This is a genomic window from Providencia sp. LY12 (assembly GCF_057621555.1).
Genome location: NZ_CM172594.1, coordinates 1,114,932 through 1,130,165 on the forward strand (window position 1 = coordinate 1,114,932; position 15,234 = coordinate 1,130,165).

The window sequence follows — 15,234 nt, forward strand, 5'->3', positions numbered from 1 at the left end:
CATTCAAGTTGCAGGAGGTTAGTAAACCGAGCCATGCAACTTGAGGTTCGATAGGTATAGACCTAAAAACTATTTTTCCGGGGTATAGCCATCAATTTGAATATCGTGACCTTCAAATAAGAATTTCACCATTTCTTGTTCCAGCATTTTGCGATCGTCTGGGTTCATGGTGTTTAATTTCTTTTCATTGATCAGCATGGTCTGTTTTGTCATCCATTGACTCCATGCTTCTTTCGAAATCTCATTAAAAATACGCTTTCCTAATTCACCTGGGTAAAGCTGGAAATCTTGCCCATCAGCGTCACGTTGTAAGAAAGTGCAAAAAATGGTTCTACTCATTTATTTTTTCCTCGAATATCAGGTAGTAAGGCAAGTTGTTTTAGTAAACTTTCAACCGGAGCTGCAAGCCCAACGGTTGCGCCTAGGTGTAAGTTATACCAGAGTCCGTTGCCTTCATCCATGGCAGAGTTAAATGCCTGAATATTAACTTTTACAGGGATAATATCTAAATGGAAATGGCTAAACGTGTGGCGAAAAGCAATTAATTGTTCTGGCGTGTCATGTTGCAGACCAGAATCAGCCAGCCACTGAGCCAGTTGCTCATGGCTCTCAAACTGTGGGAATGCGAATAAGCCGCCCCAAATACCCGAAGGTGGGCGCTGTTCTAACCAGACATTATCTTGATGTTGAAGGATCAAAAACCATGCACTTTTTTCCGGAATTTTCTGCTTAGGTTTTTTCCCCGGATATTCTTGCCAAGAGTGGTTAGCATAAGCAATACAGCCGGTATTGAGTGGGCATAACTCACATTTGGGTTTACTGCGAGTACACACCATCGCCCCAAGATCCATCATGGCTTGGTTAAAATATTCCACTTCCACTTTGGGGGTGACATTGGTGCTGATTTCCCACAGGCGATTTTCTACTTCTTTCTTACCCGGCCAACCCGCGACAGCATAGCAGCGAGCAAGCACGCGTTTTACGTTACCGTCCAAAATTGGGTAATGTTGTTTTTGAGAAAGGGATAGAATGGCGCCTGCCGTTGAACGTCCCACCCCTGGAAGCGCATTCACTTCCTCAAACGTGGTAGGAAATTGACCATTATATTGGGTGGCAATCACCTGCGCGGCTTTATGCAGATTACGCGCTCGCGCGTAATAGCCGAGCCCTGTCCATAAATGCAGAACTTCATCAAGGGGCGCATTCGCCAGCGCGGTCACATCCGCAAAGCGTTGGGTGAATTTTTCAAAATAGGGAATGACTGTGCTGACTTGGGTCTGCTGCAACATGACTTCAGAGAGCCAAACATGGTAGGAGGATTTTTCCTGCTGCCATGGCAAGGTTTTACGACCGTATTTGTGATACCACTTGAGCACTGCACTTGAGAATTGTTGAGCTTCCATTATTTATAATATTTTTATCGCGATTTCAGTCATGGAGAGGATTGCAACATAGACGGTGATAGCTGTAAACCGCTTCTTGTGTAAAGTTATCCAATTATCAACTGCAAGATCCTTGAAGTTTTGCTAAACTCCCTTTCCCACCATACTTAGATATTAATTAATTAGGTATGTTTGGGTTTTTTTATACTCTTGTTGGCACATTATCTAACTGGACAACGAATTTTTTAGAACTTTATTATGATCAATAACGTTATCTCCCCCGAATATAATGAAGAAGGGCGGGTTATGCGCCGTGTCCGTAGTTTTGTCCGCCGTCAAGGGCGTCTGACAAAACGTCAGGAAGAGGCATTAGAAAGCGAATGGGCAGAAATGGGCATCGATTTTGTCAACGAACCCTTTGATTTCGCAAAACTATTTAATAATTCAAATCCAGTCACTCTGGAAATTGGATTTGGAATGGGCACCTCATTAGTGACGATGGCAGCACAAAACCCAGATCAAAACTTTCTGGGTATTGAAGTGCATGCACCGGGCGTTGGGGCTTGTTTGGCATCAGCAAAAGAAGAGAACATCACCAACCTACGCGTGATGTGCCACGATGCCATTGAAGTTTTAGACTTCATGATCCCGAACGGCAGCTTAGCAATGGTTCAGTTATTTTTCCCTGATCCTTGGCATAAAGCGAAACACAATAAACGTCGTATTGTGCAGGTGCCTTTCGCCGAAAAAATTCGCAGTAAATTAATTGATGGTGGCGTATTCCACATGGCGACAGACTGGCAACCTTATGCAGAACATATGCTTGAGGTAATGACCAGCGTGGCTGGGTATGAAAACGTATCCACGTCAGGGGACTACGTTCCTCGTCCAGAATCAAGACCAGAAACAAAGTTTGAAAAGCGCGGCCAGCGGTTAGGGCACGGTGTATGGGATTTAATGTTTAAGAGGGTTTAATCATGGCTAAACAACAACGTAGTCGCCGTTTACGTAAAAAAATGCGTTTGGACGAGTTCCAAGAATTAGGTTTCATTGTTAAGTGGAACTTTAAAGAAGGCACGCCAATAGAAGAAGTGGACAGCGTCGTTGACCAACTGATTGCTGAAGCTATCGAGCCAAACGGTCTGGCATTTGAAGCTAGCGGCTACATGAACTGGGAAGGGATTGTTTGCCTACAGAAAATTGGTAAATGCACTGAAGAACACCGTCAAATCGTTGAAAACTGGCTAAAATCAAAAGGGATGAACGACGTTGTTGTTTCTGAACTGTTTGATGTTTGGTGGGAATAATAACTAGTTTGATTATTAATAAAGGCATCCAATTGGATGCCTTTGTTTTCTAGAGTAATCCATTCTGGAGCAAAACACTTGAGCACCCAGTTTTCTGACCAATTACTGCATGATATTTTGGAGCAAGTCCGCCCCCTGATAGGTCAAGGGAAGGTGGCTGACTACATACCGGCGCTTGGCGGTATTCCTTCACATCATTTGGGGATTGCGGTTCATACCGCAGAGGGCGATATTTTCACAGCGGGAGATGCGAGAAAACGTTTCTCAGTTCAATCCATTTCTAAGGTTCTGAGTTTAACCTTGGCAATGACGCGCTACGAAGAGCAAGAAATTTGGAGTCGTGTAGGTAAAGAGCCATCAGGGTTGCCGTTCAACTCATTGATTCAGATAGAGATGGAAAAAGGTATTCCTCGTAATCCCTTTATCAATGTTGGCGCGATTGTAATTGCTGATATGCTGCAATCTCGTTTGAGTGCACCAAAACAGCGGATGCTGGAGTTTGTCCGAAAACTCGCTTGCGAACCCGACATTAGCTACGACATAAATGTCGCTCGCTCAGAAATGGAACACGCGAGCCGTAATGCAGCTATCGCGTATTTAATGAAATCTTTTGGCAATTTTGATAATGATGTTTTAACGGTTTTAGAAACTTATTTTCATTATTGTTCTCTAAGTATGAATTGTGTCGAACTGGCTAGGTGTTTTACCTATTTAATGAATCAAGGTGAGTCGCCTTGTTCGATAGACCCAATTATCACGCCGCTACAATCTCGACAAATCAATGCGTTGATGATGACTTGTGGTATGTACGATGGTTCCGGTGAGTTTGCATTTCGTATTGGAATGCCCGGTAAATCAGGCGTCGGTGGCGGTATTGTGTGTGTGGTTCCTAACCAATTTACGGTGGCAGTATGGTCACCGGAATTAGATTCAGCCGGAAACTCTTTGGTGGGTTGTGCTGCCTTAGAGCTTTTATCTAAGCGAATTGGACGTTCTGTTTTCTAATTACCTCTCAATAAATATAGAGGTAATCGACGAGGAGATTTTATGTTACGCCGTACTTTAATTGCGTTTTCATTACTGGCCTGCGCCACTAGCCAAGCGGCGGATTACAACTGCTCGGTAACCCCTAAAGACGATATTTTTATGACGCCTGATAATGTCCAAGTCGTCGGTCGCAGTGGGGATTTAAAAATCACCCCAAATGGTGATGTCACGCTGAATGGCCAAAAAGTTGCACTGACCTCTGAGCAACAGCAGCAAGCACTGCGTTATCAATCGGCTATCCGTCAGGATTTACCGTGGATCAAAAAAGAATCTGAAGAGAAATTAGCGGCATCGCGTAAATCTCTCGATAAAGTGGTGGTTAAAGTGATTGGCAGCGATAGTAATATTCGCAACCGCCTGACTAAGCTTGAAAAAGATTTAAACGGTCAAATTAACCAAATCATTGAAACTCGTTCAAACGGCTACGCTTTCCACCATGAAGGCATCAAGAAAGTAGAAACTTCAGGGCGTGAATTAGTCAATGAAAGCTTAGGTGGGATTTTACAAGACAGTATCAATGAAATGGGGCGCAAACAGTTACTTGCTGGTGGTGATACCAACAAAATGCTGCAAGGCATGTTAGGTAGCCTTGGTGGGTTACAGCAAGAAATTGATAGTGAATGGAAAAACCAAGAAAATAGCTTCCAGCAGTTTGGTCAGCAAGTCTGTTCTAAAGTCACTTCATTAGAGCAACAACGCATTAGCTTACTGAATTCAATTAACGGTAAATAATTCAGATAGTTTGATGTGTCCTCAACGCTATCATCGGTAATGAAAGGCAGTAATAGGGAAACTGATTACTGCCTTTTACATTAAAAGTCTCATCAAACCATGACGACATTAACATAAATAAAAACAATACTAAGAATCATTATCATTTAATTGACTTATGAGTAACTCTCCTTAGAATGCTGGTTTGGCTTAACGACTAAATGGGTGTTATTCATATGAAAAAGTTTATTCCAGCGGTACTGGTTTCCATCCTGTCATTCTCCGCGCCTTACGCACTGAGTGCTGAGTCTGCTGCATTTACGCCAAACGCAATCACTGCACAAGGTGCTGAAAAAGTCACGGTTAAACACCTTTCCGGTGAAACGGAAGTGGTGAAAAAACCACAAAAAGTGGTTCTGTTTGATTTCGGTATTTATGACTCAATGCAAAAACTGGGGTTAGGGGACAAGGTTGTTGCTCTGCCGATGGGTAATGCACCTGCTTATGTAAAAGCGGGTATCCCTGCGACAGTCAAAAATGCAGGCGGCATGAAAGAACCAAACTTAGCTGAGATCGCTGCATTGAAGCCCGATTTAATCGTGATCACGGGTCGCCAAGGTAAATCTTACGATGCGCTATCAAAAATTGCCCCGACACTGAATTTAGGCTCTGACAGCAAAAATTATATTGAGTCAGTGAAAGCCAACATTCGTTTAATTGGCGATTTATACGGTGACCAAAAAGCGGTGGACGAGCAACTGGCTCAATTGGATAAAACCATTACTGAAGCCCAGAAAAAAGCGGCTGCATCCAATAAAAAAGTGCTGGTTTTACTGCACAATGACGGCAAATTAATCCCAAATAACCAAGCGGTTGTTTACGATGTGGTAAAAGCACAACGTGCTGAATTACCGGTTGAAGCGGATGCTGATAAATCCAAACGCCGTGTGGTAGATACCAAAACTATCGCACAAGCGAACCCTGATGTGATTTTGATTGTGGATCGCAGTGAAGCGATTGGCGCAGGTAAATTGGAAAAAACGGTATTTGAAGACCAAAACATCCAAGAAACCAAAGCGTATAAAGATGGCAAAATTACCTATTTGCAATCTGACCTGTGGTATCTCTCCGGTGGCGGTTTAGTCAGCCTCACCGAACAAATCGATGCAGTCACCAAGGCACTGTGATCGATAGATTATTATTTTCGTTTATTACCCTTGTTTATTACCTTTAGTAAAAGAAAAAGCCAGCGCAAGCTGGCTTTTTTATGGAGAAATAGAAATTATTCTTCCCCTAAAAATAGCTCTAAAAGGGAGTTTAAGAATAATTTTCCATGTTCGGTAATTTGCCATTCATCAGCGGTTTCTGAGATATAGCCTTTGGCTAAGGCTTCATCGATAGCAGGGCGAACCACAGACTCTGCCAGACCGGTATATTCAGTAAATTCACGGCGAGGCATCGCTTCAAGTAACCGGAAACGGTTCATAAAATACTCGAATGGGCGGTCTTCGTTCTCGACATTATATTGATTATCAAGATAACGACCTTCCATATAACCCCGCGGGTGCTTGGTTTTGACGGTGCGTAAAATCTGCCCATCGGTTGAGGTGATTTTACCGTGCGCGCCACAGCCGATACCCAGATAATCCCCAAACCGCCAATAGTTAAGGTTATGTTCGCATTGATAACCCGCTTTGGCATAGGCAGAAGTCTCATATTGCTGATAACCTGCCGCTGTCAGTAATTTATGCCCTTCGGTGTAGATATCCCATAGAGTATCGTCATCCGGTAAATGCGGCGGGCGAGAACCAAACTGCGTGTTCGGCTCAATGGTTAGCTGGTACCAAGAAAGATGCGGCGGAGCGAGTTCGATAGCTTGGCGTAAATCCGATAGCCCTTCGTCGCGAGTTTGTGACGGTAAGCCGTGCATTAAATCCAAATTAAAACTGCGTAGATTTAAGTTGGTGGCGAGCTGAGCGGCGCGTTTAGCTTCGTTAGGGCCATGAATGCGCCCCAACATGATCAGCTTGTCGTCTCCGAAGCTCTGTACACCGATGGAGATACGGTTGATCCCCGCGGCTTGGTAGCCTGCAAAGCGGTCAGCTTCTACAGTGCCGGGGTTAGCTTCCATGGTGACTTCCGCATCAGGGTCTAAATTTACTCGCTGACGAACGCCATCCATCAACATTTGCATGGATTCAGCAGTTAATAAGCTTGGTGTACCGCCACCAATAAAGATGGTTTTGACAGGACGGGCGCCAATCAGCGCCACGTCCTTATCAAGATCGCTAAGTAAATGCTCAACATACTCAGTTTGAGGGATTTCCCCCTTAAGAGTATGTGAGTTGAAATCACAATACGGACACTTTTGTACACACCAAGGAATGTGGATATACAGGCTTAATGGAGGAAGCTTAAGCATTTTTCAGAGCATCCAACATCATCGCAAGGGCTTTACCGCGGTGTGATACCGCTTGTTTTTCCGCTTTAGTTAGTTCTGCTGAGGTACAGCCTAATTCTGGTACGTAAAAAATCGGGTCATAGCCAAAGCCACCTTGACCTTTTGCTTCACGGGTTAAAACTCCGTGCCAGCGACCATGAAACACTAACGGCGTTGGGTCTTCGGCATGGCGCAGATACACTAACACGCAGTTAAATTGCGCTTGGCGTTGGTCATCCGGCACATCTTTCATGGCATCGAGAAGCTTATCGAGGTTTTGCTGGTCGGTCGCATCTTCCCCCGCATAACGCGCAGAGTAAATCCCCGGCGCGCCGCCTAATGCATCAACAGAAATACCGGAATCATCAGCGATGGCGGGTAAGCCTGTTTGTGCCGCAGCGTGGCGAGCTTTTAAAATTGCGTTCTCGATAAAGGTTAATCCGGTCTCTTCCGCAGACTCAACCCCAAGGGTCGTTTGAGCGACAATATCCATGCCGAACTCGCGAAGTAAATCCGCTAATTCATTAACTTTGCCCGGGTTACCAGTGGCTAATACAACTTTTTGCATCGTTTCTCTCTTCCCTTACATAATGCCGACAGAGAACAGCATAGCGGTTAACGCAGGGTCAATCATTAAAGAGACATCAACGCGTAAGTAGTTCAGGGCGATCAAAATAAACATCACAATCATCGCGGAGAAATCTAACCCACCCATGGCTGGGATAATACGACGAATCGGTGCCATTAACGGTTCAGTTAATTGGAACAGTAAATAATCGACAGGGTTACGGCCTTGACTGACCCAGCTTAAAATGGCGCGAATTAAGATCATCCAGAAAATCAATTTACCGATATAAGTCAGTAAGAGAATTAATCCCATTGGCAGTATGGTTAGACCGATGGCCGGCAGCATATTGGTTGCCCACATGCCAAAGATAATGTCAGCAATTGCTAGTACAAACGCCACCAGCAGGGTTGCAGTATCAATGGAGCCAACGGATGGAATTAGGCGGCGTAAAGGCCCCACGATAGGTTGAGTGGCTTTAACCACAAACTGCGAGAATGGGTTATAGAAATCGGCGCGAACGCACTGCATCCATACTCTGAGCAGAAGTACAAAGATGTACAGTTGAATTAGGGTGGTAACAACAAAAACGATAGTCTGCATGGCTTATCCCAAAAAAATAAATTAAAAAAGTTTTTCCATTTCTTCCGCACGGTCAATCGCGCTTTGCATAGCGTTGGCGACGGTTTGCGGTAGATGACCTTGGTAAAATTGCTCTAAAGCCATTGCGGTGGTACCGCCTTTAGAGGTGACTTGCTCACGCAAGGTTGAAAATGGGGTATCTCCCTGTGATTTCGCTAACGCCACGGAGCCTTCAATGGCATTAAGAACCAGCTCGCGGGCTTGTTTTTCATCATAGCCAAGCTGCTCGGCTTTTTGTTGCATGGATTCCATGAACAAGAAAAAGTAAGCGGGGGAGCTACCGGTTAACGCAATGATATTATTGATTTCACTCTCTTTGGCACACCAGGTTGTTGAACCGACGCTTTCCATCAATTGCTGGGTAAATTGCTTATCATCTTCAGAAACATTCGATTGGGCAAACAAGCCGCTAACACCTTTACCCACCAGTGACGGGGTATTTGGCATAATGCGCACTAAACGCAGCGAATGGGCGAAATAGTCATTATAACGAGCGGCAGGAATACCGGCAGCGATGGTTAAAATCAGCTTGTTTTCTAAGTTTGTGAGTTTCTGTAATGGCTCACAAACCTCTTTCATCATTTGCGGTTTGACGGCAAGCACAATCACGTCTGCTTGTTGGGCGGCAGTGAAATTATCATTAGTGCTAATGATGCCGTAATCTTGCGCCATTTTATCACGGCGTACAGGGGTTGGTGAACAGACGGTGATCATCGATGCAGGATAGCCATGAGCCACAAGACCCGCAATAATGGCATTCGCCATATTTCCCGCGCCAATAAAGGCAATTTTGCGATGTTGCATGTTGTTCTCCTAAAGATTAATTATGGTACTGACGGGCGCCAAAAATTGCAGTGCCGATGCGGACAAGTGTCGACCCGCAGTGGATTGCGGCGCGCATATCGTCGGTCATTCCCATGGATAAGGTATCCACAGTCGGATAGTTAGCTTTCAACTGCTCGAATGCCTGTTCCATTTGGCGAAACGCTGCGCATTGGCGCTCATAATCGGTTTCTGGGGCTGGAATGGTCATTAACCCACGCAACACTAAATTGGGTAATTGGGCGACTTGAGCCGCAAGCTCATTCACTTCCTCAAGGGTTATTCCAGACTTGCTGTTTTCATCGCTAATATTAATTTGGATCAGCACATTCAGCGGCGCTTTATCTTGAGGACGTTGCTCATTTAAACGTTGAGCGATTTTGGCGCGATCTAAAGTATGGAACCAATCAAAATGTTCTGCCACTAAGCGGCTTTTATTGGACTGTAGTGGACCAATAAAGTGCCAAACTAGGTCGGTTCTATCTGCGAAATATTGAATTTTCTCAACGCCTTCTTGCACATAGTTTTCACCAAATTGGCGCTGACCTGCGTCAATGGCTTCCATAATGGCTTCACAAGGCTTGGTTTTACTCACAGCTAACAGGGTAATATCTTGAGGGGAGCGGTGACACTCGGTTGCTGCAAGATGAATACGCTCAGTGACATCAGATAGGTTTTTTTGAATGGTCATGTTATTCAATACCGTTTTTCAGTTGCTTTCGGTGAATAGTGAGAATTAACCCTAGTGTAAAACATATTAAGGGCGAACGGCACCTTTGCAGCAACTGAATGGGGAAAATAAACGTAAAGATATGCCTTTTAGTAATTTTGTTCGAACCAACTTTCTAAAATCACCACCGCAGAGGCAGAATCCACTTTGCCTTTGCTCAGTGCGCGATAGCCACCTTGTTCAAACAGCCCTGATTTAGCTTCCACCGTAGACAATCTTTCATCATGCAGCTGAACCTGTACACCAAAGCGCCCGTGAATGCGATTGGCAAAATTACGTGCTTGGCTGGTGACGAGCTGCTCAGTGCCATCCATATTCAATGGAAGCCCGACGATCACCAGCTGTGGCTGCCACTCTTTGAGCAATTTTTCAATTTGTGACCAGTCGGGTCTGCCATCGCTGGCTTTTAATGAGGCTAACGCGCGAGCGGTACCGGTGATCTCTTGACCGACAGCAACACCAATACTTTTCGTTCCAAAATCAAACGCTAATAAAGTTCTTGCTGACATTAAGCATGCCCCGCTTGCATGGAGATATTATGAATGTCGATGCCTAAAAGGTTACCTGCGGCTTTCCATCGTTCGTTTAACGGCGTATCAAAAATCAGTTTAGGATCCGCTTTAACAGTCAACCAGCTATTTTCCATGATTTCATTTTCTAACTGCCCTGGCTCCCAGCTTGAATAACCGAGGGTCACTAAGGAATTCATGGGATGCTGATCGCTGCCTAACGTCTCTAGAATATCTTTAGAGGTCGTTACCATAACATGGTCATTGAGGCGCAAACTTGCAGCATAGCCCGCAACAGGGGTATGGATAATAAACCCGTGCTCTTCAGAAACAGGTCCGCCCGCAATTACCATTTTTTCAAGGTTTCGCGTGTTGGTGTTGTCAGTCACGTCAATTTCGAGCTTTTTCAGCATGGTTGCGACAGAAAAATCTTCAATAGGCTTGTTGATCACAAGTCCCATTGCGCCATTTTCATTATGTTCGCAGATATACACCACGGAATGGTCGAAATAGGGATCCGTCAGTGAAGGCATGGCAATTAAAAAATGATTCTGTAAATTCATAAATGGCAAGCTCAGGGGTTATGTTCCTATTCGTTATGTCGTTATGATAAAGATAGCTTGTTACTGTGATGGTAAATAACACCAAAGGCAACCTCGAAAGGCTGCCTTTTGAATGATGTGTTTTTATTTATACACGATCCTTCATAAAAATTATTTTTTCAGGCGGCGCTCAATCGCATCCATCAACATACCGGTGATGGAGATATCAAATGCAGCTTCAATTTCACGGGCGCAAGTCGGGCTCGTGACGTTAATTTCAGTCAAGCGGTCACCGATAATATCCAGACCCACGAAAATCAAACCTTTTTCTTTTAAGGTCGGTGCGACAGCGCGAGCAATCGCCCAGTCACTTTCTGTTAATGGGCGTGCTTCACCACGACCACCAGCGGCGAGGTTTCCACGGGTTTCCCCTTGAGCAGGAATACGCGCAAGGCAATATGGCACAGGTTCACCGTCAACTACTAGCACGCGTTTGTCGCCATCTTTGATTGCAGGTAAGAAGTTTTGTGCCATGCAATAACGGGAATTGTGCTCGGTTAATGTTTCAATAATAACGCCAACGTTCGGATCTTCTTTCTTCAAACGGAAAATCGATGCACCGCCCATACCGTCCAGCGGTTTAAAAATCACGTCGCCGTGTTTTTTATGGAATTCACGCAGTTTTTCAGAGCTACGAGTGACTAAGGTATCTGGCGTTAACTCAGGGAACCATGCCGTAAACAGCTTTTCGTTACAGTCACGTAGGCTTTGTGGCTTGTTGACAATCAAGCTGCCCGCTTGTTCTGCTCGCTCAAGAATGTAAGTCGCGTAAATATATTCAGTATCAAATGGCGGGTCTTTACGCATTAAAATGGCATCAAGATCGCTCAGGGCGATGTCTTGTTCTGAATGGAACTCATACCATTTGGTTGGGTTCTCTTCGACCGTCACGATCTTTGTGGTCGCACGGGCTTCGCCTTGGTGCAGGTACAGGTCGTTCATCTCCATATAATGGATTTCATAACCGCGGCGTGCAGCTTCCAGCATCATTGCAAAACTGGTGTCTTTCTTGATTTTAATGGATGAAATAGGATCCATTACTATGCCGAGCTTGATCATTTTATCTCCTTAACCCAAGTCACCTAAACGCACTTGTAATGCCGTTATAGCGGTTAGCGCGGTCGTTTCAGTTCGTAATACTCGTGGCCCTAACAGGATATCAGTAAATTGATAATTGGCTGTCATGGCAATTTCGTCAGCAGATAAGCCACCTTCTGGACCTATCAGTAATCTTACGTGCTTTAAATCAGCGGGGAGCGTGTTGATGCTCTCACTTGCCCGAGGGTGTAAATTAATTTTAAACGCGCCGTCATTTTCTGCACACCACACTTCAAGGGATTGAACGGGGCGAATTTCAGGGATGCGGTTGCGACCACTTTGCTCACAGGCGGCAATGGCAATTTTTTGCCACTGTTGTAATTTTTTCTCTAAACGCTCGCCATCAAGGCGTACGCCACAACGTTCTGAAAGTAGTGGTGTGATTGTGTTAACGCCAAGTTCAACGGATTTTTGAATGGTGAATTCCATTTTTTCACCGCGGGACATCACTTGCCCAAGATGGATATCTAATGGGGATTCACGGTCATCCAATGTGCTGTCTTGGATAGTGACAAACACATTTTTTTTCGTTGCTTCTGTAATTTCAGCGCGGAATATATAGTTGCTTCCATCAAATAATTCTAGCTGTTGTCCGGCTGTCATGCGAAGAACTCGACCCACATGGTTGGCTGCATCATCACAAAGCGAAATGGTGGTGTTAATTTGGAGTGGCTCTGGGTGATAAATGCGTGGAACGCGCATGATTTTTCCTTAGTCCAATAATTAAGATAACTGATGCAGGATATGGGGGCAAAATCTCGAAAAACAAGAGGACGGACTGAGTTTATAACTAAAAAGAGGGATTTTTTAGCTCGTCTGTGCCTTGCATTTCACACTCTCATATCCACGCTAAATTTGTCGATAAAACCGACCCCAAACCACGAAATTATAGTGTTGGTTTCTGCATTCATCGCCGTATAGTAAGCCCTGTCTTTGTCTAGTAAACCTATCTTTAGTGCTCATGGAAAAGGAGAACACCATGATTGATGCCGTAAATGGATTTTTAATACCTATATCGCTAATCACTGTATTGTCGCTCTTGTCAGCGTGGCTGACAACTCTGCTATTGAGGGAGATTCCCGCCCGTTATTTTGATTTACCGAGTATTATCATTGGCTTCAATTGGGTATGGATAGGTTATTGGATATTGGGGGCAGGGATTGTGCTCCTTGGCTATCCACCTTCAGTTCTCGCTGTATTATTTCTGTTTTTTAACTTGGTTATTCCATTAGCTTTAATCGACCTAAAAACGGGCTATTTACCGGATGTCCTCAATTATCCTTTATTGGTTTTTGGCCTGTTATTTCAATGGGGAATACCAACGGGAAATTTGTTATCCGCTATTTATGCGCTGCTGTTCAGTTACATTGGGTTAGTGGCTATCACGACGTTAGTAGAGAAAATTCGTCGGCGTCCGCAAATGGGAAGAGGGGATTTTAAATTAATTGCTGCGTGCGCGACGTGGCTCGGTGTATTCAATCTTCCCTATTTTCTAGGGCTTGCCGCGAGCTTAGGTTTACTGCATTTTCTTTGGCGCACATGGCGAGAAAAAAAGGAACGGCGAGGCAAACAGAAATTCGTGCAGAGCATCCCGTTTGGTCCCGCCATTATTTGTAGTGCCAGTTTTTGGCTGTTGCTTAGCTGGCATCCTAATTAGCAGCTTTCACCAGCGAGTCTAAAAACTGTTGCCATTTTTCGGGCTCGCCAAGGTAGTTTTGCAGTGGTACGCGCAGCCATTTGCCTTGCTGTTCGATCAGTAGTGTTGGGAAGCCCGATGAGCCAGATTGACCAAGTAATTGTTTACTTTGGGCAATGTGTGCGTCGGTTTCCGTTTGTGCACATTGGGCATAGTCTTTTGGGAACTGTTCAATATTCAAACCAATTTCTTGCGCCACTTCCGCTAAGACTTCGGGCTGTTTAATTTGGCGACCCGAAATATAGTGGGCTTTCTGCAATGCTTTGAGCATTTCAACGCCTTTGCCCTGTTTTGTTGCGGCTAAAATGGCAGTTTGTGGCGGCGCGGAATCCATCACGACGTTTGGCTGATGCAACATGGCAATATAATCATCACCAAAAACTTGTCCCGTCATTGCGGCAATGCGTTTATCTGATTGCAAAATATATTGACGGAATTGGTCGTCAAGATGCAGGCGTGCACTACCCGCAAGCATTCCGCCACCGTGCAATTCTAGGTGAATATTTGGGTGATTAGCCGTAATAGCGATTAATGGTGCAGCGGCATAACACCAACCACAGTATGGGTCATAAATATAATGTAGGGTAATTGTGTTCATGGTTTTTATTCTCTCTAATTCTTTGTTTTATCATTCTATTCGAATCGCTGAAAAGCTAGTCGTTAAAAAAAAACAAATCGAACTAACGGAAAATAGCGAGTTAATCGTCGCTATCTCCGTTATTGACAGTCTTTATACTGAGCAGCGGCTTATTGCGGCCACTGCATTTCGCCTTTCACTACTTTCGCGCTTAATTCTAAGCTGGATTTATCATCCAAGCTTGGGTAGAGCGTTTCCATTTTATTGATAAGTTCTGCGGAATCTTTACTTTGGCTGTTAGCTTTTTCAAAGTCCGTTAAATATTTTTGGGTAAAGGTCACACTCGCCAGATCCATTTTGGATTTACCTGTAAAGTGTCCCGGAACAACCACACTTGGTTTCAGCGCTTTGATACTTTCTAGTGTTTGTTGCCAATCTTGGCGCGATTGCTTGGTTTGTGTGTCAGCAACCCAAACGTGGATATTGTCAGAAACAACGACACCCCCAACAACCGCTTTGAGTGAAGGCACCCAAACGTAGCTTCTGTCTGGTGATGCGCCATCTAACCCTTTAATCTCTAACGTTTCACCATCCACCGTGAAGTGATTGGTTTTGATAACTTCAGGCACTACAACTTTGCTTGGTGCTTCATTTTTTAAGACGCCGCCCCAGTAAGCCAGTTTGCCATCTTTAGTCGCATTAATCGCATCAACGGTTTGTTGAGTTGCGACCACTTTGGCATCAGGGAAGGCTTTAGTCAGCGTTTCTAAACCAAAATAGTAATCTGGGTCAGAGTGGCTGATATAAATGGTGGTCAGCTTTTTATCCAGCTTTTTGATTTTATCGACCAACTGCTGGGCATCATTGTTTTGGAATTGTGCATCAATTAAAACCACTTCTTTATCGCCGCTGATAATTTCAGAGGAGACTGGGAATACACTGTTATTGCCCGGGTTATAAACATCTAAAGTTAAATTTGCAGCTTGAGCAAAATGCGTGGCAGTAGCAAAGGCGGTTGCAGTTAATACAGTCGATAATTTCATTTTCTTATCCTAATGTTAAGTCATGTTGTGTGCCTGATTTGGCTTGGTGTGTATATTAAATTG

Annotated in this window: 19 protein-coding genes; 6 read left to right on the plus strand and 13 right to left on the minus strand. The window is 44.4% G+C overall.

Going from position 1 to position 15,234, the window contains the following annotated elements:
* Window positions 1–69 precede the first annotated feature (69 nt).
* Window positions 70–339 carry an oxidative damage protection protein gene (locus ACY3ZI_RS05005; protein WP_006657365.1) on the minus strand — a complete coding sequence of 90 codons (270 nt, stop codon included), beginning with the start codon at window positions 337–339 and terminating at the stop codon, window positions 70–72.
* On the minus strand, window positions 336–1,403 hold the full coding sequence (gene mutY / locus ACY3ZI_RS05010; RefSeq protein WP_487376285.1) for an A/G-specific adenine glycosylase: 1,068 nt from the start codon (window positions 1,401–1,403) through the stop codon (window positions 336–338). Before mutY ends, ACY3ZI_RS05005 begins: the two co-directional genes overlap by 4 nt.
* Window positions 1,404–1,640: 237 nt before the next feature.
* On the opposite strand from mutY, the gene trmB reads away from it, so the two are divergent.
* The 5 genes from trmB to ACY3ZI_RS05035 all read left to right on the plus strand — a co-directional run bounded on the left by trmB (window position 1,641) and on the right by ACY3ZI_RS05035 (window position 5,634).
* Entirely contained in the window at window positions 1,641–2,357 is a 717-nt protein-coding gene (gene trmB / locus ACY3ZI_RS05015) for a tRNA (guanosine(46)-N7)-methyltransferase TrmB (RefSeq protein WP_108479449.1), read from the plus strand.
* 2 nt (window positions 2,358–2,359) lie between these two features.
* Window positions 2,360–2,689: a YggL family protein gene (locus ACY3ZI_RS05020; RefSeq protein WP_036954142.1), complete on the plus strand. Its 330-nt coding sequence runs from the start codon at window positions 2,360–2,362 to the stop codon at window positions 2,687–2,689.
* Between the two features lie 36 nt (window positions 2,690–2,725).
* Window positions 2,726–3,694, plus strand: coding sequence for a glutaminase B (glsB, locus tag ACY3ZI_RS05025; RefSeq protein WP_487376289.1), 969 nt, complete (start codon window positions 2,726–2,728; stop codon window positions 3,692–3,694).
* Window positions 3,695–3,736: 42 nt separating this feature from the next.
* Complete coding sequence (locus tag ACY3ZI_RS05030; protein WP_108479448.1) at window positions 3,737–4,468, plus strand: YggN family protein; 732 nt, start codon at window positions 3,737–3,739, stop codon at window positions 4,466–4,468.
* 215 nt (window positions 4,469–4,683) lie between these two features.
* Window positions 4,684–5,634, plus strand: coding sequence for a siderophore ABC transporter substrate-binding protein (locus ACY3ZI_RS05035; RefSeq protein ID WP_487376291.1), 951 nt, complete (start codon window positions 4,684–4,686; stop codon window positions 5,632–5,634).
* 95 nt (window positions 5,635–5,729) lie between these two features.
* Here the strand turns inward: ACY3ZI_RS05035 and hemW are convergent, their stop codons facing one another.
* The 9 genes from hemW to rsmE form a co-directional block, all read right to left on the minus strand.
* Window positions 5,730–6,869, minus strand: a complete 1,140-nt coding sequence (hemW, locus tag ACY3ZI_RS05040) for a radical SAM family heme chaperone HemW (RefSeq protein WP_211886514.1) — start codon at window positions 6,867–6,869, stop codon at window positions 5,730–5,732.
* Window positions 6,862–7,455: an RdgB/HAM1 family non-canonical purine NTP pyrophosphatase gene (rdgB, locus tag ACY3ZI_RS05045; RefSeq protein WP_211886511.1), complete on the minus strand. Its 594-nt coding sequence runs from the start codon at window positions 7,453–7,455 to the stop codon at window positions 6,862–6,864. Before rdgB ends, hemW begins: the two co-directional genes overlap by 8 nt.
* A 15-nt stretch (window positions 7,456–7,470) precedes the next feature.
* Window positions 7,471–8,055 carry a YggT family protein gene (locus ACY3ZI_RS05050; protein WP_187128812.1) on the minus strand — a complete coding sequence of 195 codons (585 nt, stop codon included), beginning with the start codon at window positions 8,053–8,055 and terminating at the stop codon, window positions 7,471–7,473.
* A gap of 21 nt (window positions 8,056–8,076) precedes the next feature.
* Window positions 8,077–8,898, minus strand: coding sequence for a pyrroline-5-carboxylate reductase (proC, locus tag ACY3ZI_RS05055; protein WP_487376295.1), 822 nt, complete (start codon window positions 8,896–8,898; stop codon window positions 8,077–8,079).
* A gap of 16 nt (window positions 8,899–8,914) precedes the next feature.
* Window positions 8,915–9,607, minus strand: coding sequence for a YggS family pyridoxal phosphate-dependent enzyme (locus ACY3ZI_RS05060; RefSeq protein WP_283092569.1), 693 nt, complete (start codon window positions 9,605–9,607; stop codon window positions 8,915–8,917).
* Window positions 9,608–9,735: 128 nt separating this feature from the next.
* Window positions 9,736–10,155 (minus strand): Holliday junction resolvase RuvX, encoded by a 420-nt coding sequence (ruvX, locus tag ACY3ZI_RS05065; protein ID WP_036954161.1) that lies wholly within the window; start codon window positions 10,153–10,155, stop codon window positions 9,736–9,738.
* Window positions 10,155–10,718, minus strand: coding sequence for a YqgE/AlgH family protein (locus ACY3ZI_RS05070; RefSeq protein WP_211886508.1), 564 nt, complete (start codon window positions 10,716–10,718; stop codon window positions 10,155–10,157). The genes ruvX and ACY3ZI_RS05070 overlap by 1 nt, the downstream gene beginning before the upstream one ends.
* A gap of 150 nt (window positions 10,719–10,868) precedes the next feature.
* Window positions 10,869–11,816 carry a glutathione synthase gene (gene gshB / locus ACY3ZI_RS05075; protein ID WP_154604536.1) on the minus strand — a complete coding sequence of 316 codons (948 nt, stop codon included), beginning with the start codon at window positions 11,814–11,816 and terminating at the stop codon, window positions 10,869–10,871.
* A gap of 9 nt (window positions 11,817–11,825) precedes the next feature.
* Entirely contained in the window at window positions 11,826–12,557 is a 732-nt protein-coding gene (rsmE, locus tag ACY3ZI_RS05080; protein ID WP_211886507.1) for a 16S rRNA (uracil(1498)-N(3))-methyltransferase, read from the minus strand.
* A gap of 277 nt (window positions 12,558–12,834) precedes the next feature.
* Here rsmE and ACY3ZI_RS05085 point away from each other — a divergent pair, with 277 nt between their 5' ends.
* The gene (locus tag ACY3ZI_RS05085) at window positions 12,835–13,512 is read left to right on the plus strand and encodes a prepilin peptidase (RefSeq protein WP_211886506.1); all 678 of its coding nucleotides are present in this window, start codon (window positions 12,835–12,837) and stop codon (window positions 13,510–13,512) included.
* On the opposite strand, the gene ACY3ZI_RS05090 is transcribed toward ACY3ZI_RS05085, so the two are convergent.
* Both ACY3ZI_RS05090 and ACY3ZI_RS05095 read right to left on the minus strand, forming a co-directional pair.
* On the minus strand, window positions 13,505–14,149 hold the full coding sequence (locus ACY3ZI_RS05090) for a DsbA family protein (RefSeq protein ID WP_487376299.1): 645 nt from the start codon (window positions 14,147–14,149) through the stop codon (window positions 13,505–13,507). The two genes, ACY3ZI_RS05085 and ACY3ZI_RS05090, sit on opposite strands and share 8 nt — an antisense overlap.
* A gap of 149 nt (window positions 14,150–14,298) precedes the next feature.
* A complete protein-coding gene (locus ACY3ZI_RS05095) occupies window positions 14,299–15,171 on the minus strand; it encodes an MBL fold metallo-hydrolase (protein WP_211886504.1) in 873 nt (290 codons plus the stop codon).
* Window positions 15,172–15,234: the final 63 nt, after the last annotated feature.